Source organism: Saccharothrix sp. NRRL B-16314 (assembly GCF_000716595.1).
Classification (GTDB): Bacteria; Actinomycetota; Actinomycetes; order Mycobacteriales; family Pseudonocardiaceae; genus Actinosynnema.
The window spans coordinates 174,616-195,011 of record NZ_JNXC01000019.1 but is presented as its reverse complement, the minus strand read 5'-3'; the positions used below and the strand labels follow the sequence as shown (position 1 = coordinate 195,011).

13 protein-coding genes and 2 pseudogenes are annotated in these 20,396 nt (G+C 67.7%); 9 read left to right on the top strand and 6 right to left on the bottom strand.

The features are described from left to right. Window positions 1–85 precede the first annotated feature (85 nt). Window positions 86–520: a Scr1 family TA system antitoxin-like transcriptional regulator gene (locus tag OQ02_RS24755; protein WP_156077291.1), complete on the bottom strand. Its 435-nt coding sequence runs from the start codon at window positions 518–520 to the stop codon at window positions 86–88. Here OQ02_RS24755 and OQ02_RS47235 point away from each other — a divergent pair. Further along, window positions 426–650: pseudogene (locus OQ02_RS47235) on the top strand (hypothetical protein); the annotation flags it as partial. The gene OQ02_RS24755 and the pseudogene OQ02_RS47235 sit on opposite strands and share 95 nt — an antisense overlap. 121 nt (window positions 651–771) lie before the next feature. On the opposite strand, the gene OQ02_RS24750 reads toward OQ02_RS47235, so the two are convergent. From OQ02_RS24750 to OQ02_RS46030, 5 genes and pseudogenes are all read right to left on the bottom strand, one after another. Continuing rightward, on the bottom strand, window positions 772–1,728 hold the full coding sequence (locus OQ02_RS24750) for an SHOCT domain-containing protein (RefSeq protein WP_033440983.1): 957 nt from the start codon (window positions 1,726–1,728) through the stop codon (window positions 772–774). Window positions 1,729–2,708: 980 nt separating this feature from the next. Continuing rightward, window positions 2,709–6,908, bottom strand: a complete 4,200-nt coding sequence (locus OQ02_RS41285) for a WD40 repeat domain-containing protein (RefSeq protein WP_051772764.1) — start codon at window positions 6,906–6,908, stop codon at window positions 2,709–2,711. Continuing rightward, window positions 6,898–7,620 carry a hypothetical protein gene (locus tag OQ02_RS24740; RefSeq protein ID WP_197043478.1) on the bottom strand — a complete coding sequence of 241 codons (723 nt, stop codon included), beginning with the start codon at window positions 7,618–7,620 and terminating at the stop codon, window positions 6,898–6,900. Before OQ02_RS24740 ends, OQ02_RS41285 begins: the two co-directional genes overlap by 11 nt. A gap of 425 nt (window positions 7,621–8,045) precedes the next feature. Beyond that, window positions 8,046–8,531 (bottom strand): annotated as a pseudogene (locus tag OQ02_RS40235) (IS701 family transposase); the annotation flags it as partial. A gap of 929 nt (window positions 8,532–9,460) precedes the next feature. After that, entirely contained in the window at window positions 9,461–9,775 is a 315-nt protein-coding gene (locus OQ02_RS46030; RefSeq protein WP_156077290.1) for a hypothetical protein, read from the bottom strand. A gap of 156 nt (window positions 9,776–9,931) precedes the next feature. Between OQ02_RS46030 and OQ02_RS44070 the strand changes: the two genes are divergently transcribed. The 8 genes from OQ02_RS44070 (at window position 9,932) to OQ02_RS42700 (ending at window position 20,360) form a co-directional block, all read left to right on the top strand. Then, window positions 9,932–10,099 carry a hypothetical protein gene (locus tag OQ02_RS44070; protein WP_156077289.1) on the top strand — a complete coding sequence of 56 codons (168 nt, stop codon included), beginning with the start codon at window positions 9,932–9,934 and terminating at the stop codon, window positions 10,097–10,099. Between the two features lie 231 nt (window positions 10,100–10,330). Further along, window positions 10,331–10,849 (top strand): hypothetical protein, encoded by a 519-nt coding sequence (locus tag OQ02_RS44065; protein WP_156077288.1) that lies wholly within the window; start codon window positions 10,331–10,333, stop codon window positions 10,847–10,849. 135 nt (window positions 10,850–10,984) lie between these two features. Then, the gene (locus OQ02_RS24715; RefSeq protein ID WP_231500212.1) at window positions 10,985–11,668 is read left to right on the top strand and encodes an ATP-binding cassette domain-containing protein; all 684 of its coding nucleotides are present in this window, start codon (window positions 10,985–10,987) and stop codon (window positions 11,666–11,668) included. After that, a complete protein-coding gene (locus OQ02_RS24710; protein WP_051772762.1) occupies window positions 11,661–12,989 on the top strand; it encodes a hypothetical protein in 1,329 nt (442 codons plus the stop codon). Before OQ02_RS24715 ends, OQ02_RS24710 begins: the two co-directional genes overlap by 8 nt. Further along, entirely contained in the window at window positions 12,986–13,597 is a 612-nt protein-coding gene (locus OQ02_RS24705; protein WP_033440910.1) for a hypothetical protein, read from the top strand. Before OQ02_RS24710 ends, OQ02_RS24705 begins: the two co-directional genes overlap by 4 nt. A 593-nt stretch (window positions 13,598–14,190) precedes the next feature. After that, window positions 14,191–14,982, top strand: coding sequence for a hypothetical protein (locus OQ02_RS24700; protein WP_033440909.1), 792 nt, complete (start codon window positions 14,191–14,193; stop codon window positions 14,980–14,982). Next, a complete protein-coding gene (locus OQ02_RS24695) occupies window positions 14,979–16,205 on the top strand; it encodes a helix-turn-helix domain-containing protein (protein ID WP_051772761.1) in 1,227 nt (408 codons plus the stop codon). The genes OQ02_RS24700 and OQ02_RS24695 overlap by 4 nt, the downstream gene beginning before the upstream one ends. Before the next feature lie 141 nt (window positions 16,206–16,346). Beyond that, complete coding sequence (locus tag OQ02_RS42700) at window positions 16,347–20,360, top strand: nSTAND1 domain-containing NTPase (protein ID WP_156077287.1); 4,014 nt, start codon at window positions 16,347–16,349, stop codon at window positions 20,358–20,360. Window positions 20,361–20,396 lie beyond the last annotated feature (36 nt).

Here is a 20,396-nt window from a genome sequence, read left to right as displayed (position 1 = left end):
AGCGTCACGTCCACGGTGTCGGCGGCGGCCACGAAGGCGGCACGGGTTTCGGTAGCCAAGCGCTGCATTGCTGCGGTCGGGTTGACTACGTGAGATCCGCCGTGCCGGTGAACTCGGCGAGCTGCTCGAACAGCGCGTACGCCGACAGCAGGTGCTGGGTTTCCGCGGTGAAGTGCGCTGTGTGCACGTAGGCGTAGAAGATCACCGCGGGGCCGTCAGGCATGGAGAAGCGGGTCAGCGGGTGGCACTCGATGCCGGGGAAGAGACTGACGTCGCGCGGAATCACGCGGATGGTGACGTTGCGGCGGTCGACCACGGTTCGCTCCAGCACGTACGCGGTGCAGCGGTAGGCATTGAGCTGTTCGAGGGCCGGGTGGATGCCCAGCGGTGCGAAGATGTCGATCCGTTCCGATGTGCGGCACAGGATGTTGACCATGCTGGTTGCCAAGGTGCCCCACGTGCACCACAGCGTCGGGTCGGGTGCCGTCGGGTCGGTGACGCCTTTTTCCAGTTGTCGCACGGTGTCGGCTGCGGAGTTCCGGCATGTGTCCGATCACGACAAGGCCGCCGTGGTGGAGGCGGTGGCGGACACGTTCGAGGCGGTCGGAGGTGTTGGCGCTGGGTTGGTCGCGCGCGCCGACATGGATCCGGTCCGGCTGGAACAGCTCCTGCGGCGACGGGCGGCGGAGGTTCTTCAGTCAGCGGCATTGAGACAGGACGGCGAAACGACCCGCGCCATCAACCCCACCACGCTTTGGCCTGGCAGGGATGTCACAGCCTATCCAGCAACTGCTGTTTCTTCGCCTCGAACTCCGCAGCGCTCAGCACGCCGGCCTCGTGCAACTCCGCAAGCTGAGCGATCTGGTCCAGTACGCTCCGGCCGCCGTGCGACGCGGCCTGATTGGCACTTCCGACGTTTCCGTCGACACGGCGCAGTGATTCGTCGAGCCGTTGCAGGTCTTCGATCCTGAGGCCACTGAACTCCATGGCACCCCTCAACGTCTGCACCTTAAGTGCTCCCTTGAAGAGCTTTACAGATGCCGACACCGCGATGATTTCGCCTAGTCGCAGCACTTGCACCTGGTCCCCGGAGAACTTCGTGTTGACGAACATGACCCGCTGGTTCGTCAGTACCACCGTGCCCAGAACGTTGCCAAGAAAGCACTCGGCGACTACAACGACCAGTTCTCTGCCGAGCAGAAGGCCAGGCAGGTGTTTGAGGACGAGCCAGCACCGCTCACCCGTGGCGGAAGCAATCCCCGCGGCCATGATGTCCTGACGCGCCGCAGCCTCAGGTCCGATCTTCCGGGCCAGTTTGTCGATTCGCTGGCGGTGCTCATCTTGTTGTCGCCGCGCTTGGGCTACCTGCCATACCGCCAATGGATCATTCGCGGCCTCATACGCCGCTGCCATGTCGACGCCGGTGGACACATTCGTCCGCACGACGCCCTGCAGATACTCGTAGAGCGCCCGAAACTGCTCTCGCCTCTCGTAACCGAATCTGATCATGTTCGGGACGTCATCCGCCCCTTTCGGAACCCGAACGCCGGTGCCGAAGCACAACTGGATGTGCCCCCGGCGTAGCCTCGTCGCTTCCCTGAGAGTCACCCGGCTCAAAGCCTGAAAAGGAAGGGTGCGAGGGCCGATATCCCTGTTGTCCGTCCGGAGGATTGTCAACGTCGTCCCCTCGACGCCAATCCATCCGTCTGTCCCCTCGTACAGGACCATGAACGCCCCCAACCCGTCAGTTCCGGTTACAGAGTGTACTCGCCTGTGCCCCCTGTGCTAGGCAGATCACGCGATCGCATGGTGCAGGCCGGTCGCGACGCGACGGGGCACGGTCCACCGGGACAACCTGCGAATGTTGTGGCCGGTACGGGTCGGGCTGCCGCACGCACCGGATGGCTCGTTCGACCTGGTGTTGAACGAGACTTCGCCTCGTACGAGATGGCCACAGCCTTACGTCACACCCAGCAGGCCGTTGCCCGGGATGTGGCACGGTTCTTGGACTGCTTGTGGTTTCACGCCCGCAAGTGGCTGAGCGGGCACTGTGACGGGGAGGAGTCCGCGGACGCGGGGGGAATCGACCGAGGACGATCGGCGGGCTTTCGAGCACAGGCGGTGTCGCAACGAGGAGGGCCGTTGGTAGCGGAGTCCACATGGGAGCGTGAGGCGTCGTCGTTCAATGGCTCTATCGATGGCCCGTCCGGAGTGGACATCTGGAGCGTTCACCGAATTGTGCAGCGACTGGCGAGGTCACACCCGCGATCTGCGGTTCTTCGCCGAAGCGGTAGACGGCAGTGGAGCGCCGGCCGGATGTGCGGCGTAACCAGGTGGAGTGGTTGCCGCCGCGGATGAATCGGGGGTGGCGGGATGTCGGGCTGCAGGGCGAGCTATCGCCTGGACAGGTTGCCGGACCTGTCGTTTCCGGGTGCGCGGATGGCGCGCAACACGGCCTATGCGCGGACACGATGGTGCCTACCGGTCTGCGATGGGAGGAGCAGTCAGCCGGCGCGGTGCGCGCCCGGTGACACCGCCAGGTCTCCGCACCAGCGGGCTACCACCGTCCCCACCGAGGTCCGCACCTCGACCAGCGCAGCAGCATCCGGAGACCGGATAACCCCTTCACCTGAACCAGCACCAGATCATGATGCCGCACGGAGACCACTTCTGTTCCCAGACGTCCGTTCATGCCCGATAAGCGGACGTCACCACGATGTGCCGTAGCCCGGCTCTGGTTGCGTGTTCGGTCGTCGGCCGGTTACCACCAGGTCCCAGCCGACTCCTGTGATGATCTCGCCGGTTGGGCCGACGCAGAGCGCGCTTAGGGGGGAAGGGAAGTTGAGCGTGCTGACGAGCTCGGCGCTGGCCAGGTTCCAGATCCGCACCGTCGTGTCTTTGCCTGCCGTGACCACAACCAGCGAACCGTCGAGATTCGTGTAGTTCACCGCACTGATCACGCCGTTGTGGCCGGTAAGGGTGGTGCGTACGGTGCCAGTGGTCAGGTCCCACACCTGAACCGCCCCGTTCTCCGCGCCTGTCACGGCGACCGGGCGTCCGTCCACTGTGGTGCATGTCAAGGCCGTCAACCAAGTGTCGCCGATGGCGACCGTGGCCATCGGTGCGCCGGTGGTCAGGTCCCACACCCGCAGTGCTTCCTCGCCGGTGGTGGTCACCGCGGCTGGGCGGCCGTACATGGTCGTGCAGGCCACCAGGCGCACCCGCCCGTTGTGGCCGGTGATGCTGCCGAGCAGCGCTCCGGTGGTCAGGTCCCAAACCCCGACCGTCGAACTGCCGGTGACCGCGACTGGCCTTCCGTGTACCTCCGTGCAGGCCACCGCGCTTACCCAGTTCGCTTGGCGCGCCGGGCTTTCCTTGCTGCTCAGGTCGTAGCGAAGGGTGCCTGTTAGCAGGTCCCACACCCACACCGTCGTCGCGAACCCGGCGGTCACAGCCACCGGGCGTCCGGCCACACTCGCGCACGCCACCGCGGACACTGGGCCGACGTAGCCGGTCAGAGTCCCGCGTACGGCCCCGGTCGCGAGGTCCCAGACCCGTACCGTCTCGTCCTCGGCTGCGGTGACCGCCACCGGTCCACCGGGCAGCTCGCACCAGGTCACGTCAACGATGTCGCCGGCATGACCCTTCAGTTTGGGACGAGTGAGACCACCGAGACTCCACGTGCGCACCGTGCTGTCCTCGCTGCCGGTGACCGCGACCGGTTGCCCGTCAACCATGGTGCACGCGATCGCGGTCACGGGTTCCAGATGCCCGGTGAGCGCGGCGCGGAGGTCCCCGGTGGTCAGGTCCCACACCCGCACGGTCGCGTCCACACCACCGCTCACTGCGACCGCGCGTCCATCGACCACAGAGCACGCGACGGCGTACACCGCGAGGTTGCCGGTCAGGGTGGCGCGCAGCGCGCCAGCGGTCAGGTCCCACACACGGACTTGGCTGTCGTCGCAGCCGGTGACGACGAGGAGATGCCCGTCCACCGTGGTGCACGCGACCGAGGTCACGCTCCAGTCCTCATGACCGATAGTCGCGAACCGGGCACTGGTGGCCACCTCCCAGACCGTGACCTTCCCCGTCAGGCCGAGGCCGACGACCACCAATCGGCCGTCCAACTCACCGTGCGCCACGGCCTTCGGCGAGTCCCACGGCGGGACGAGCCCACGGAGCGCCCTCGTGGCCACGTCGACCACCCGGATCGTGCCGTCGTTGACGCCCATGATGGCGACGGGCTGCCCGCCGAGATCCTGGCACGTCACCGCGCTCACCCAGGTGCCCTCCGGAGCGAGGTGGTAAAGCGCGCTACCAGTGGCCAGATCCTCGACGAGCGGGTTCCCGAGCGCCGCCCCGAGGGTGACGGCGACCGGCCGCCCGTTCACCGTCGTGCAGGCGACCGACTCCACGCCCTGGATATGGTCGCTGAGGCGGGTCAACAGGGCACCAGTGGCGAGGTCCCACACCCGCACGGTCCCGTCGTTGCCGCCGCTGACGGCAACGGGCTTGCCGCCCACCTGCGCGCAGGCCACCGCGGTCACGGTGCCCTGGTGGCCGGTGAGCGTGCCGCGCAGGGTGGTGCTGAGCTGCCCGCCGCTCGCCCAGCGCGGCACCCACTCCATCGACCTGGCGAGCGTGTGCTGCTGGGGCGCCTTGAGGCGGGTCGCGTCGGTGGCGAGGATCTGACGCCGGTCTGCCGGCGGCAGGTCGCGGTGGGTCGCGACCGAGGCACGGTAGACGGCGGCGGTCAGCCTGCCCTCCTCCGTTGCCAGCTTCCCCATCGCGACGAGCAGCTCGTCGGGGTGGGCGTGCACGAGGTACTCGACGTCGGCGATGACCTCGTCCAGGACACCGCACTCGGCGGCGTGCGTAGCAAGGTACCGCAGCGTGTACGGGTGGGCTCGAGCCCAGTCCCGCGCACCGCCGAGGGTGAGCGGCACGTGGGACACCAGCACCTGGACGAACGCGTGCTGGACCGCGCGGTGGTCGCCGTCCTCGCGCAGGTGCTCGGCCAGCGCCTGGTGGTACAGCCGGTACACCGAACGGTCGTCCTCGGCCGCTTCGACGACGTAGGAACCCGCGTTGCGCCGCAACCAGAACAGGTCCTCGTCGCGGTACTCCGCGCCGGCGATCCTGGACGCCAGCGACGGCCAGATGTCCTCCCAGGGCAGGCCCTGCCCCTCGGCGTATGCCAACGGACGCAACAGGTCCCGCGCGCGTGCGGCCTGCGGCCCCAGCCGGGTGTCGAGGTCGTGCCGCATCGCCTCGCCGGGCAATCGCGGCAGCGACCGGCGCCACCCGTCGTCACCGGGATCGACGACCGGGGTCGCGGCAAGGGTCGCGCTGGCGATGCGGGCGACGAGGAACGAGGGCGCGGAGGCCTCGGCGATCAGCCGCGCGACGGCCTGAACCACCGGTGCGGGCTGGCCGAGGTACGGGCTGTCGGGCACGGCGCTGAGCAGGCCCCGGGCGGCATACGTGGTGAGCGCCTCCAGATCGGCGTACCGGGGCGCGTCCAGGTCGACGCTGTCCTCGCGGCGGACACCGAGGCCGGTCAACAGGTGCGGCCGAGTGCCCACCAGCAGGCGCAACCGGCCGCGCGCGTGCTGCGTCAGCGGCCGCAACAACTCCTGCGCGAGCTCCTCAGGGCGCGCGGCCTCGTCGACGGCGTCGATGACCACGGTCAGTGGGCGCTCGCGGCCGATGAGGCCGTCGAGCAGGGCGTCCGGCGTGTCCGCGTCCAGCCGTGCCGCGGCGGCAATGGCCCGGAACACCTGGTCGGTGGTACGGTTCTGGGCGTAGACGACCGCGTCAATCGAACCCTGCGGCGGGATCGTGTCCTCGGACAGCCCCAGCGAGTTCATCGGCACCGTGCTGCGCCAGTCCGCATGGGCCAGAGCCGCGACGAATCCCAGCACGGCCGTCTTGCCCGAGCCGGGCGCCGCGGTCACGACCAGCAAGGGCATGGCCGGATCGGGCTGACGCAGCCACCGGGTGAGGTCGGTCAGCGCGGCCACCCGGCCGGTGAACCACCACCCGCGGTCGGGCGAGCGGCCTCCCATGGCCCGGAGCAGCATCGTGGTGCGGAACTCGAGCTCGCGCCGGCCGGCGTCGGACCGCCATTCGCGGGCCTGCTGGATGGCCAGGTCGACCTCGCCGGAGTTCGCGTCGTGGCGGGGGTTGGGCAGGAACGGCGGCAGCGTCCCGGTGACATGCGTCAACGCGCAGGTGATCGTCTGGAACCCGGGCCTGACCGGGTCGTCGTTCATGGCCTGGACAACCGCGTCCAACGCCAGCGTGGCCGGGGCATGGCCGGCGACAGACGGCCCGTCCACCGAGCGGCGGAACAGGGCGGGGAACGCCCCGGTCTGCGCCTGTTCGAACGGTTGGGTCGAGGTCATGACGACCAGCGCCGAACCCCGGTCGCGGTCCCAGTGCTGGGTCAGCTTGGTCAGTGCCGCTGCGGTGAAGTCGTGGCCGCCCCGGCCCGAGTAGCACGTGTCCAGCATGAGCAACACCCGCCGCACCGGGGTGTCCAGCAGGATCTTGCGCGCGAGCTCCTCGGTGGGCAGTGCGTCGGCGATGTCGTCCGGGTCGCTGTCGCCGGTCAGCAGGACGTGCTCGCCACTGGTGTCGAGGATCTCACCGTGGCAGGCGAGGTAGATTGCGACCATGTCGTCCGGCCTGCGCTGCGGTGAGCGGCAGAACGCGCGCAGCCCCGCGGTCAGCTGGTGGCGGGTCGGGTCGAGGCTGAGTTCGTCGACGTGGGTGTAACCGAAGGTCCCGGTGAACAGGTCGACGATCTCCTGGCGCGCGTCCACCAGTCCCGGCCGGTCCAGGTGCGGTGCGTCGCGGTAGTGCGCGACGGCGGTGGCGATGAGAAACCGGTCCTCACCGGCCATTCAGACCCCCACGGATCGCCTGGCCCGTCAGTGGGTCGGTGAGATAGGCGGTCGCGTCGTGGGCGTGGGCCCCGTTGTGCACCACCGCGTTGCTGACCCGGTCACCGAACCGGATCCGGAGGTCCTTCTCCAGCGCGACCACGTCACCGCGGTCGACGACGTTAGTCCACGCCAACGTGTCCGGCCCCGGCCACACACCGCGCCCCGTTCGCGGGGTCGGGTCGAGACGGTCGAAGATCAGGTTCCTGATCCCCAGCGGCGAGCCGAGCGTGACCAACGCCCGTACCTGGTGGTCGGGCAGCGCGCACAGCGCCTCGTAGGCCACGACCGAACCCAGTGAGTGCGCCACAACCACGCGGGTCTCCGGCGTGACACTCGCAGCGACCAGTGCACGTGCCTCCTGGCGCAACCGAGGATCGAGCAGGTACCCACTGACCTGCTTGAGATCGAATACCAGCGCGCGCAACGCGACCCTGGCGAAGAACCTCGACCGCGACAGCGCCCGCAACGCGGTCTGCACCGACCGCGGCACCCGGACCAGGGTGTCCGCGTCCGGTGGCGGCACCCCGTCGTCGACTGCACTGGCCTGGCGCCACCAGGCCAGCAGCAGCTCCTGCTCCAAGCCCGGCCGCACGTCCTCCGCGCTGTAAAGCGGATCGCCGACGGCCAGCAGCTCACCGGGCGGCCGGAACAGGTCACCGTAGAACGCCATCGCAACGTCGCCGGCGGGCACCGGAGGACCGCCGGCACGAGCCACTCCATCGGCGATCGCCGGCCACCAGGCTTGCAGCAAGGTTTGCTCACCCCGCAGCTGTTGAGCGATCCCATGCACGCAAACGATCCGCGCCATCGGCCCCCGCTTCGCTCCCGACCCGACAAATCGACAACGGGATAACGGTACCGGGAACAGCCACACAGCCGGTGAGCTTCGCCCACCAATCCTCCGTTCAGCAGGGCACCACGTACTCTTCCGCCACTGACGCCCCGATGCCGCGGACACCGTCTCCCGGCTGACCACGCTGACCGATCCTGCTCACCGCGCGGGCCTGGACGTGTCGTCCGTCGGCGAGCAGCAACTGCACCACGATCCGGCGAAGGACGGGCGCCGCGCCGGCGACCTGGTCGACCGGGACTTCGCACCGCCACCACATGCGGGATGTCCAGACTCCTAGCCACAGGCGGAAACCCGTGTCGTTGCCGCAGAACTCATCCGCGGTCACCCACCCGAACGGCACCCCGGCCTCCACGGCCCGCTCGATCATCCGCCGGGCGCGTCTGCTTGGTCGCGAACCCGACCTCGTCACCGATTCCCGCCGCCCGACAGCGTTCCCGGTCGTCGGTCCACAACCGGGGCAGGTACAACTCCCGGTCGATCAACGCCCGCCCACGCGGCGAGGCATAGGCAAGGAACACCCCGATCTGCGAGTTCTCGATCCGACCGACCGTCCCGGAGTACTGACGACCCACCCCGGCCGACTTGGTGCCCTTCTTCAGAAATCCCGTCTTGTCCACGATCAGCACACCGCCCTCGGGGTCACCGATCGCCTCCACCACCACCGCCCGCACGTCGTCACGCAGGCCGTCGGTGTCCCAGGCATAGAAATTCAGCAGGCGCCGCATACCTCGGCCACGGCGGGCCACGCGTAGCGCAGAGGCTCGGTGTCGCGGTGCTCATGCAGCTGAGCGCGTACCCTATCCGCGTGAACTGGCACTTCTGCTGGGGCGGTCGCGATGACAGTCTCGTCGGGTGCGGTCAGAAGCGTTCCCGGGTCCTGCCCGGACCGACACCACGTCGCCACGTCGACGTCCGCTGGCCGCGGAAGGTCTCCCCGGAGAGGATTTCCCGCTGCTTCGCCACGAACGCGCCGGTCCCGTAGTTCCTGCCGCAGGCGCCGCAGGTGCCCTGCGACCGTGCCCTGACCTTGTGCGGCGGAGGCGGTGGGGTCGCCGCCTTCCCTGATTTCGCGCTCCACTCGGGGCGTGGCTGCGCGGAGTCGGTGTGCACGGTCGTTGGAGCACGCCGTCGCCGCGGCCGCCGCCGAGGTGACTGGGTCCCGCGCGCGTGGACGTGGGCGCTGCCCTGCGCGGCGGGTAGCGCCTCGTTCGGCGGCACTCCGAGCTGGTCACGATAGGCCCGGTCCCGAGCCGTCAATCGCACGCGCCGCACCGGTCGTACGATGCCGTCGGCTGCGGGGCGGTGTGGCGGCTCGTGCCCGACCGGGCGCCCGCACGGCACTCCTGCGGCACTCATCCAATGCCCACAGACATCATCCACGCCGGAACCCCACGGGCATCGTCCCGTCAAAGTCCGGCACGGGCCACCGACGGTCTATGGGTGGACGACGGCTCCGTGCTCTGTTCACGCGATGGTCTTGGCCGCGGTTCCACGCTATACCAGCCGGTTGGCATGGATGGCGCCATCGCTCGCGACCAACGCTGACCGCGCTACCGGACGACCTGGACCGATGACGAGCCCCGGACCACGCGTGAGCGCCACAGCTGCAAGGTGGAGTTCCCTCGACTCCGCGAGTCCCACCGTCCACTCCGGACGGTCACTCCGGGCGGCGGACGCCGCCCTCCGCGCCGGCACCGCCGACGGCGCCGTCCAGCACGCCCAGCGCCGTGAGGCGTACCCACACGCCAACCGCGCCCACTACCGGCAACCCGAGTCTGCTCCCGTTCCAGTTGCGGCTTGACAACCACATAGGGACACCCCCCCACCGCGGGCGGGTGTTGGTCCGGTGCAGCACGGCGACCTCGTGCCGCAGCACCAGCAGTTCGACGTCCTTGACCGCGGAGGACCGGCCGAGCAGGACCAGCCAGTCACCGAATCGAACGAAGATCAGGTACAGCAGCCGTAACGCCACACCTCACGATCATGCCTAGAAGGTCCAGCGCGCGCGATCGTCGCAGCTCAGCATCCCCGTGCAGAGTTCTGACACCCCACAGGACGACATCACGCGGACGGTAACCGTGGCCCGTGAGAGCTTCAGGAACTGGGGCTACGCAGGCCCTCTACCTGCATGGAGGAGGTTCTCGGCAGGCACAGGGTGGGCGAGCGGACGTTGGCATGGATCACCGGGCACCGCCGCCGCGTCCGCGATTACGAACGCCTACGCCACCACCACGAGGCCATGGTCCGCTGGTCCGTGATCCGCATCACCAGCCGCCGACTCACCCAACCCCAGTAGCTCGAAAACAGCTCCGTAAAGGCCGCCAATTCAGCCATATGAGACGATCTGCGCTCGCGGTCCGTGAGTGAAATCCGCCTTTGTGATCGCATGTAACTTCCGGAATGAGTGTGAAGGGGTGCTCGCTTGTCGGCCATTAATGTGGCTGTGACCTGCAGTTGGGGAACTTTCCCATAGTGAAGGCTTGACCTGTCTGAAGGCGAGAAAAAACTTACCCGAACAGTGCAGGGTGTGACGATCATCCCGCTCGTTCGGGTGATCGAAGCCCTCTGCGACTACCGGCTAGTGTGGGTTGAGGCGGGGCGTCAATTACTTCCCTGCTGTCGATCGGCAACGATTTTGATTATCTCTGGTGCACGCAAAAGGAGTGGCATGAAACGTCTTGTCATTGCCGGGATCATGGCCGGAGTGTTCTCGGCCGCAGGGGTTGCGATGGCCGCTCCCTCGTGGGGTGCACCGGATCTGGAGGCATGCGGCCTGGGTGCGAACAACCCGTACTGGGTTTCCGACGGCACCATCTATGGTGTCGGAAGCCGTACAGACTGCAGCGGCACGGTCGACCTCACCGTGAAGATTGCCAAGGACCGAACCTGGCAGCCGGACACTGTCCACGGCACCACCACCAAGACCGGCTTCGGTAACGGTGATGTCGGCGTGTACGGGGAGTGCGCCGGATGGGACTACTACTACACGTGGACCATCAGTTCGACGGGCAACGAGATCGAATCGGGTCGAACCGGCACCTGCTAGAGTAACGTTCGTGTGGCGCGGACACTGTCCGCGCCACACGAACAAGCTTCCAATCGAAAATAACCCGGGCAGGATCGGCGCTATCACGTGCGAATAGTCATCGATGACGTGCAATTCCGATACGGCAGGAAATCGGTGTTGTCGGGAGTGGACTGGGCGATCGACACCGGGGTGACAGGACTGCTCGGCCCCAACGGCGCGGGCAAGACCACGCTGCTCAACCTGCTGGTCGGCCTGGAGAGTCCGGCTTCCGGCGGTGTCCGGTTCCAGGGCTCCTCCTCGGGCACGATCGGATTCGTGCCACAGCGGTTCTCGCTCGTCGGCGGGATGCGGGTGGTGGACACCGTCGCCTACGCGGCCTGGGTCAACGGCGTCGACCGGCGTGGATGCGCCGACGCGGCGTTCCGTGCGCTGGCGGCGGTACGACTGGACGACTTGGCGGATGCACGCGTGCGGACGTTGTCCGGTGGACAGCGCCAGCGGCTGGGCGTCGCGGCAGCGCTCGCCCACGATCCGGACCTGCTCGTGCTGGACGAGCCGACGGTGGGGCTCGACCCCGCCCAGCGGATGCGGTTGCGCGAAGTCATCGCCGACATCGGGCGCACCAGGACGGTGCTGCTGTCCACGCACCTGATCGAGGACATCTCCCACCTGTGCCAACGGGTCGGTGTTCTCGCGGAGGGCCGGCTGGCCTTCGACGGCACCGAAGCGGAGTTGACCGAACTCGTCGACAGCACGCCCTCTTCAGGGGTGTTGGGCTCGCCGTTCGAGCGGGCCTACCACGCATTGGTCGCGAAACTGGGAGCGGACCGTGACTGACCTGCGCACGTCCGGCCCGACGCCACCGGACGGCGCCGCCGTCGTCCCTCGGGTCCGTCTGCGGTCTCCGTTGGGGGTCTGGCCCGTCCTGCTGCCGGTACTGGCGATCACCGGCGTCGTGGTCGCCGCCACCGGCGCCATGCGGGCGTGGCCTTATCAGGAGTGGGTGCAGACCTCGGCCGAGTTCCACCAGCAGAACGCCTTGACCGCACCGATCGCGGCGGCGGCGGCCACCTACTTCGCCGGGCGTCTGCTACCGCCGTCACGGATCTTCGCCCTGCCCTCGGCCACGCGTGCGGGCAGGCAGACGGTGGCGCGACACCTGGGTCTGCTCATCGGTGCGTTCGTGGGCGCCTACCTGCTCGGGCTCCTGCCACTGGTCGTGGTCACGGTGTCCGGCGCCGAGTACGGCGGCCCCGACCTCGGGGTGATGCTCACCGGGGTGCTCGGGCTGGTGTTGGCGACCGCCATCGGCTACCTGGTCGGCGCGGTGACCAGAACCGCCATGACCGCGCCGCTGTCCTTCGTGCTCCTGTTCGGCGCCACCGCGCTGGGCAGCGGCGGGGACACGTTCTCGGCACTGGCGCCGGTCCTGCACATCAAGCCCGTGCTCGGCGTGGTGCAGTCCACCCCCTTCGTCGTCTACCGCCTGGCGTTCCTGACGGCCTCCACCATCGCGGTCGTGTGGGCCACCGTCGGACTCGTGCGCCGACACCGCGCGAACCGCCGGTTCCGGGGAAGCGGCCTGGCGTTGCTGCCGCTGCTGATTCCCGCCGTGCTGGTCGTGCCGCCGTTGTTGTCCAAACCCGCCCTGTTCGCCTACGAAGCAGAGACTCCGTCGGTGTGCCGAGCGGTCAACGGGGTCGAGTACTGCGTGCACGAGGGACACCGCTCGCGGCTGGGGATCATGATCGCCGCCACGGACGCAGCCCTGACACGCCACGGTGGCTCCGCGCCGTTCACCCGGGTCTACGACGAGGCCCTGCGGGGACGGCCCGTCAACGGAACGGATGTGTGGCGCGCCCAGGCGCGCGACACCGTCCTCTGGGTCCCGGTCCAACCGCACAACCCCTCGGAAAGCCGACCGGTCCAGGCCGTCGGTGTCCTATCCGGTCTCGGGCCCTGCCACCAACTCCGCGGCACAGCGGACCCCGAGTCAGTCCGTCTGGCCGGTGACCTCGGCCGTTGGCTCGACGGGACGGCCGCACCGGGCAACGTCTTCACCGGTATGCCTGATTCCTCCGTCCAGCGGTGGATCGCCGCGAACGGAGACCGGATCGCCGGCTGCGGACTCACACCCGAAACGCTCCCCGGCCAGTGATCCGCGTCGTTCTGGCATCGCGGTCGTTCCACGTCGCCGTGGTCGTCACAGCCGCGCTCAGCCTGCTGAGCGTCCTCCTGGGCGGCCGGGCCGTGGTCATCCACCTATCCGCGGCCGTACCGCAGAACCGCCTGCCCTTCCCGGAACTGTGCGCCGTGGTGGGAGCCGCCGCCACCGCGGCGGTGCTGCGACCACGCCTGTGGGAGTGGGACCGAGTGGGTTCCCACCGCGCGTCACTGGTCTCGGTCCTCTGCGCGCTGTCCGGCATCCTGTTGCCCCTGGTGATCCTCGTACTCGGATCGACACGGCTACCCGCGGACGTGCCCTGGGCGTGGCAGGTCTCCAACTACCTCGTCTTCGCCGGGATCGCGTTCTGCCTCAGCCCTCTGCTGGGACCGGCACTGGCCGGCGGAACCACACTGGTGCTCTACCTCGGCTGCGCGGTGGTGAACCACCTGGTGCCGAACGCAGACGAAGTCCTGCCTGTCACCGGCTACCCGGGACCTGCGACGCACTGGACTGCCGCAGGTCTGGCAGTGCTCCTGGCGTTGGCCGTGCACGGCCACACCCGCGGCGCCACCCGGTGGTCACTCCGCCTCACGGAGTGAGCCCTTCCGGGGTACTGGTCACTTGATTCGTGTCAAGGGAGTGGACGAGGAGGAGCGGATGGAGGAGAGTTCGTTGTGCCGCAATGCAATCCGCCTGCGCTGGATTGCGCTTAACTGACTCGTCCTGAGCGACGCTAACGCTGTTTCCTCAGGTCAGGTCATGATCCGGGCGAGCCTGGGGGTCAAGGGGTCGCAGGTTCAAATCCTGTCGTCCCGACGGTCTGAAGAAGCCCGCTCGATCTGGATGAAAGCCCAGTTCAGCGGGCTTTTTCGCGCACTCATTTCGATCTTGAGTCGACTGTCCACAGTGGCCTGTACTGGTCGGTAACTCGGTGTTTGGGAGGATTTTGGGAGGATCGGGTTGCGGGCGACGAAATGGGGTCGCGTTGGCTAAAGCGAATCGTGTCCTCCGTTCGGGTGTTCTTCCTCGTTGTGGTCAGCGTGTGGCGGTGTTTGCCCGAGGAGGCCGGGTCGCACTGGGTGGGCGACCCGGTGAACCGTGAGGAGTGGTCAGGTGTCGAATCTTCACGGCGACACGCTGATTTGGTTGGGTCTGAAGCATTAAATACTGGATGTGGTGTAGCTTCAGTGTCGTGAGCGAACAGCGGGAAGTGATCTCGGAGCTCGGTGACGCAGGGGTTCTGGCCGGTGTGCGGTGGGCGTATGTGTCCGCGACCACCCGGTCGTTGGAAACGTACTCCGAGGCCGACGGCCACGACGCGGCGTGGCTGGGCAACACGAGGTTCACGCTGTTCCGCGACCGGCTGGACCGCGTGTTCGCCTGCGAGCGCTACGCGGTGCACTCCGGGAACGACGACGCGGACCTGGACGTGCTGTACGACCAGTTGTCCGGCCGGGACATCGCCTCGATGCCCCACCTGGACTCCGGCTTGGTCCGCCGCGCGAACCTCAACGGCAGCCCCGGCTGGGCGCACGGGGAACGACGGTTCCTGCTCGCCTCCTGCGACTACGGCAAGCTCGACGTCCTGCCCTGGCCACGTAAGAGCCCGACGAAGCAGCGGGTGGCCGGCCAGCGCAACCCCGAGCCGCCGCAGCCGACGCTCTTCGACGACGAGGAGATCGGCGGGCTGGAATTCCTGCTGGCGGCACAACAGGACCTGGACCTCACGACCTACGTCGTCGGCCACACCCTCGACCCGCTCAGCCAGCAGGCCGAACTCGTCCTGGGCCGTCCCCGCTTGAACACCGGCGGCGGTCAGGCCTGGTACTGGTACCAGGACCTGCTGGGTGCCCCGCCCGCGACCGGCGGACGTCGCATCGACGACACGCCGTTGCCGACCGGGCCGAACACCACACCAGACGCACCGGTCCGCCTGCGTCCCGCCGAGGAACGACGCAACGACCACCGTCGTGATCAGAAGTGAGCCCTCGCACGCCCACCGCCGATCGCGCGGCGGAGGTCGCCGCGTTCTTCGACGGCGCCCGCCTGACCATGGCCCGGCACCTGGCAGGCCTGCGCAAGAGCGACCTCGCCACCCTGATCGAGAAGAGCCCCACCGCGGTGAGCGGATGGGAGTCGGGAGCCAAGCGACCCACGGCCGCCACCGTGGCGCAGCTGGCGCTGAGCTTGGCGGTCGAACCGGGCTTCTTCGCCATCCGCCCGGACGACGTCGCCGCGCTGAGCACCACCCCGCACTTCCGCTCGCTGCGCTCCACCAGCCAGCTGGCCCGCGACCAGGCCTACGCCTACGGACAGTTGGCCGTGGACATCGCGGCCAGCCTGGAGCGGCACGTCGAATTCCCGGAACCCGACGTGCCGTGCCTCCCGGTCGCGGTCGACGACCGGGACGGTGACGGCCCGGAACGCGCCGCGCGACTCGTCCGCGAGCAGTGGGGGATCGAGAACGGCCCCGCCGGACATCTGGTGCGGTTGCTGGAGAACCACGGCGTGCTCGTGGTGTTCAGCCCGCCTCAGGCGGCATCCGTGGACGCCTACTCGTTCGACAGTCGGCTGCGTCCGGTGGTGATACTGAATCCGATCAAGCGGGACTACTACCGCCAGCGGTTCGACGCGGCGCACGAGTTGGGCCACCTCGTCATGCACGGCGACGCCGAACCCGGCGGCCGGATCGTCGAGGACCAGGCTCACCGCTTCGCGGCGGAGCTGCTGATGCCCACCGAGCAGATCCGCGACCTGCTCCCGTCCAGCATGGGCGGCAACGCCTGGCGATCACTGGCCCGGCTCAAAGAGCAGTGGGGCGTGAGCATCCAAGCCCTGCTCTACAAGGCACGGTGGCTCGGGCGGCTCAGCGACGTGTCGTACCGCAACGCCATGACCACCATCTCGGCGCGCGGGTGGCGACGCGACGAACCCGGACTCGTCACCGCCATCGAACAACCATCCCTCATGCCCAGAGCCGTGGAACTCCTCGCTCAAGAGGGCATCGACGAAACAGCCCTGATCGAGCAGTGCCGCGTGCCACCCGACCTGTTCCGCATCGTCACCTCCCGCACACCCGAGAGCGGTGCAACGCTGGCGGTGCCGACGACGCAACGGCCTGGAGGACGAGTGGTCTCGCTCTTGGAACGTCGGCCACATGCCGGCTCGTCCCAACCTGACAAGCCGCATGTACGCGATCACACCTAGGCATGCGGTCTGCCCGACGGGTGCTCCGTTAGAGCGACCGCCTCCCGAGTCTCATGGTCGAGATCACCTTTGACCTGAGCGGATCCACTGGAGCGGCATGGGTGACTACACGCCTGAGCGTGGTTCACCACCTTCGACGGCATGTCCTCACGCGATCCGCGTTACCACGTTCCACCGCTGAGGAAGGGAGTTCAGGAGTTGGCAGTGCACCGTCGCCGCAGGAAGACGGAACCGTCCGAGCAAGAAGCTCAGGCCGGCTTCCTCCCGGACACCGTCGACGTGGTCTCCAATTCCGCGCACAACGTCATGGGGAATGTCCTCCAGGCCAGGGACGTCACCGTTCAGGGCGACCTGATCATGTCCGGGGCACCAGCGAGTAAGCGGCGTTCATCTCAGGACGAGAGGGAAGCGCTCGGAAGGACCGTCGAGCGGCATCGTCGTCGCAATAGGGCAACCAGGCCGCGGTTCATGGCCGTTCACCCAGCCGCGCAGGTCCTGGTGGAATGGCTGGCCACGGACCCGAGGCAGGTGCTTGTCGTCCACGGACGGGCAGGTTCGGGGAAGAGCAGCGTCGTGGCTGATGCCGTGAGGGAACTGATCGAGGCCGGGTGGACGGCCGGAGTGGTCCGCATGGACGCGATCAAGAAGGTTTCCTCCTCGGCCGAGGAACTGGGGGCTTCCTGTGGTCTGTCGGATTCTCCGGTCGTGGTGGTCGACGAAACCGCCGGCGATTCACGGCGCGTGGTCGTAATCGACCAGTTGGACGCGGTCAGCACCTACAGCGGTCGGATGCCGGACAGCTACGACGCGGTAGCCGAAATGCTGGAGGAGGCGGAACGGTATCCGGGGGTGAAGATCGTACTCGTGGTCAGAACGGTCGACCTCGAAGCCGATCCCCGCATGCGGTCGCTACTGTCCGACGAGTTGCGGGTCGGCAGCATGGAGATCGCCGGCCTTGAAGCGACCGCCGTGAAGGACGCCCTTCAAGCCGGTGGTGTCGACGTGGCGTCGATCCAACCTCCTACCTTGGAACTGTTGCGTCTTCCGCTGCATCTCGCCGTGTTCAGCAGGCTGTCATTCGACTCCCAGCGTCTGACGTACCGGACGTTGCCCGACCTGTACGAGCAGTTCACCAATCAGACCCGGCAAGCGGTCGAGGCGGAGCTGGGCAGCTTGGACTGGGCCACGATCACGAGCACGCTCGTGTCGCACATGAGCGACAACGAAGTGCTTCAAGTACCTACAGCGGTACTCGACGAGGTGCCTCGCCGACAGGTGTCGGCGCTGGCGTCTGCGGGTGTTCTCCTGGACGACACGGTCACCATCGGCTTCTGTCACGAGACCTACTTCGATTTCGTGTTCGCCAGGGCCTTCGTCGCTCGGGGAGAGAATCTCCATGAGTTCCTGGTGCGGTCCGGCCAGCACCTGTTCCGGCGGGCGCAGACCCGTCAGGTGCTGGAGTTCCTCGCGGGCACCGACCGGCGGGCCTTTCGCGCGACCGTCGGAGAGCTGCTGACCAGCACCACCGTCCGGTCGCACCTCTTGGACGTGGTCGTCGGCGTGCTGGGTGGGCTCGATGCCGATGGCGACGATTGGTCGGCGCTCGAACCGCTGGCGTTCGGTGATTCCCGGCGTAGCGGGAAACTGACCGTGCTCTTGTCCTCGGAGCGGTGGTTCGACGCGGCGGACCGGGCAGGCCGCTGGGAGGCGATGCTCCGCGACCCCGATAGGGTCGGTGCGGCCAACCAGTTGGTCATCGCGGCCAGGGAACGGCCGGAGCGCGTCGCCGAACTCGTCCGTCCTCACATCGGTACCTCGCCGGAGTGGAACAACCGGCTGAGATCGATGGTCGAATGGTCCCTCACTCCTGGGCTGGTGGATCTCACGGTGGAACTTGTCGAGCAGGGCTTGCTCGACCATGCCCGTGGTCCCATCGCGGTCAACAGCGACTTCTGGAGCATCCTCTACGGCCTGAAGGACGACGAGCCGCGTGGAGCCGCGCGCATCATCGGCGCGCACCTGCGCCGTGCACAGCTTCGCGCTCAGGAGGACGGCAGCCCCGACCCGTTTGCCTCGGGACATCTCAAAAGCGGCTCCAGCGGCGGAGGCGCATCCACGGTGATCGACATCGCCGAGGCCGCACCGGAGCAGTTCCTCGTCGAAGTCCTGCCGTTCCTGGTCGACGTCATCGAGGCCACCGGCTTTCGGGACGATCCAGAAGACCTGCTCGCCAGCCCGCGATGGAGCTATCGCGTCATCGAAAGCAACCCGCAGATTGACAGCGCCCTGTTCACAGGTGTCGAAAAAGCGTTGTGCGCCATAGCCTCCCGCATGGTGACCGTGGACGACAACGTGGTCAGGGCTCTCGCTGGCAGCGATCTGGAGGCATTACGCTTCCTGGCCTGCCGGGCGTACGCAGCCGGTGCGGAACAAGCTGCCGACGAGGCAGTCGACTGGCTGCTCTCCGATCCTCGCAACTTTCGCCTGGGCTGGAGCGACAGCCCTCGGTGGGCCACCCGTCAGCTCGTCGAAGCCGCTTCACACCACTGCGACGACGACCACTTGGCCGCGCTGTGCCGAATGCTGCTCCAGTACTACCCGCCGTGGGAGGCCGCGGTGCACGGCCGCTCCACACACGGCTACAGCCAGTACCAGTTGCTCACCGCGATCGCCGGAGAGCGACTGCCGCCGGAGTGCGCGCGCCGCATCGCAGAGCTCGAACGCCGTTTCCCTCATGATCCGCCTGCGGCACCCCGACCGATGATGGCGCACTTCGTCGGGCCGCCCGTGCCCGAGAAGGCATCCGGGTTCATGACCGACCAAGACTGGGTGCGGGCCATCGGGAAGTACCACGACAACACCAGGAACTACTCCACAACTGCGGCGGTCGGAGGAGTCCTGGAGCTGGCCCGGATGCTCGGTCGCGCAGCCCAATCAGAGCCGGAGCGCTTCACCCGCCTCGCCCTGACCTTCGACGCCGACATCCCCGCCCACCACATCGTCCACGTCGTTGAAGCAGTCGCCGGCAAGATCTCGACCCCGTTGCTGTCCGAACTCTGCGCCCATGCCCATCAGGTCGCGGGCCCGGCGGCAGGCCGTGCCGTATGCCGGGCGGTCCAAGCAAATCCGGGCGACATCGACGAAGTTCTACTGGGACTACTGGAGCACTACTCCCAGGACAGCGACCCCGAGCGCGAGGCAGCACGTACCGCGTCGCAATCCGGCCAGTGGTACTACAACGGTGATCTCCACATGGCGGGCATGAACTGCACGAGAGGCGCAGTCGCCGAAGCGATCGGTCAAGTGCTCTTCGCCCGACCCGAGTTCGGCGACCGCCTGCTGCCCACAGTGGCCCGATTGGCCAACGACCCGATCATGGCCGTCCGCACGCAGACCACCGAAGCCGTTCTCGCCCTGTTCAACACCCACATCGATGAAGCGCTGAACCTCGCAGACCAACTGCTCAGCGAACCGAAGATCGACATATTCGATTCCCACCCGGCTACCAGACTGCTGACCTACGCGACACTCCGCGACCCGCAGCGGTTCGCCGGATACCTCGCGCGCGCACTGGCAGGACCGGACACAATCGCCGAACGCGCGGGCCAGGTCTGGGCCAACGCCCTCGGTAGGAACCGCCTCGACTCCTCCATACCCACAGATCCGGACATGCTCGCCATCGCCGCCCGACGAGGTGCTGCGACCACCATGGCCAGCGCTCCCGAGATCAGACCTGATCTCGTGACACGTTTCTTCAACGACAGCGACCCAACCGTCCGCGAGGCCGCAGCTGCTGCCGTCACCTCACTCGACCAGACCGACGCACCCACTACGCAGGCCTTGGTCTCAGCATTCACCACGAGCGAGGCCTTCACCGATCACTTCGACAACCTGTTCCGCGCCTTGCAAGACAGCCTGGCGCTACTCCCCGAAGCGATCCTCGACGCCTGCGACCGAGCGATCGACATCGCCAGCGGCGACCTGGGCGACATCAGGACCGCAACCGCGGCAGTCAGCCGCGACATGGTCACCATCGTGCTAAGGCTCTATCGGCAGGGCCACGATGACGTCCGCAGCCGATGCCTGGACGTCATCGACCGGATGTCCGACCTCAACGCCTCTGGGCTATCCGGCGACTTCGTGTGGGAGCGCTAGCTTCCACGAACCGGTCTCGACAACGTCTCCCTCGAC

What these genes read in the sequence shown, in the direction of transcription:
- OQ02_RS41285 (WP_051772764.1), bottom strand. Translation starts at nt 6,908, where the DNA reads ATGGCCGGTGAGGACCGGTTTCTCATCGCCACCGCCGTCGCGCACTAC.
- OQ02_RS24750 (WP_033440983.1), bottom strand. Translation starts at nt 1,728, where the DNA reads ATGGTCCTGTACGAGGGGACAGACGGATGGATTGGCGTCGAGGGGACG.
- OQ02_RS44070 (WP_156077289.1), top strand. Translation starts at nt 9,932, where the DNA reads ATGGAGGAGGTTCTCGGCAGGCACAGGGTGGGCGAGCGGACGTTGGCA.
- OQ02_RS24740 (WP_197043478.1), bottom strand. Translation starts at nt 7,620, where the DNA reads ATGGCGTTCTACGGTGACCTGTTCCGGCCGCCCGGTGAGCTGCTGGCC.
- OQ02_RS42700 (WP_156077287.1), top strand. Translation starts at nt 16,347, where the DNA reads ATGTCCTCACGCGATCCGCGTTACCACGTTCCACCGCTGAGGAAGGGA.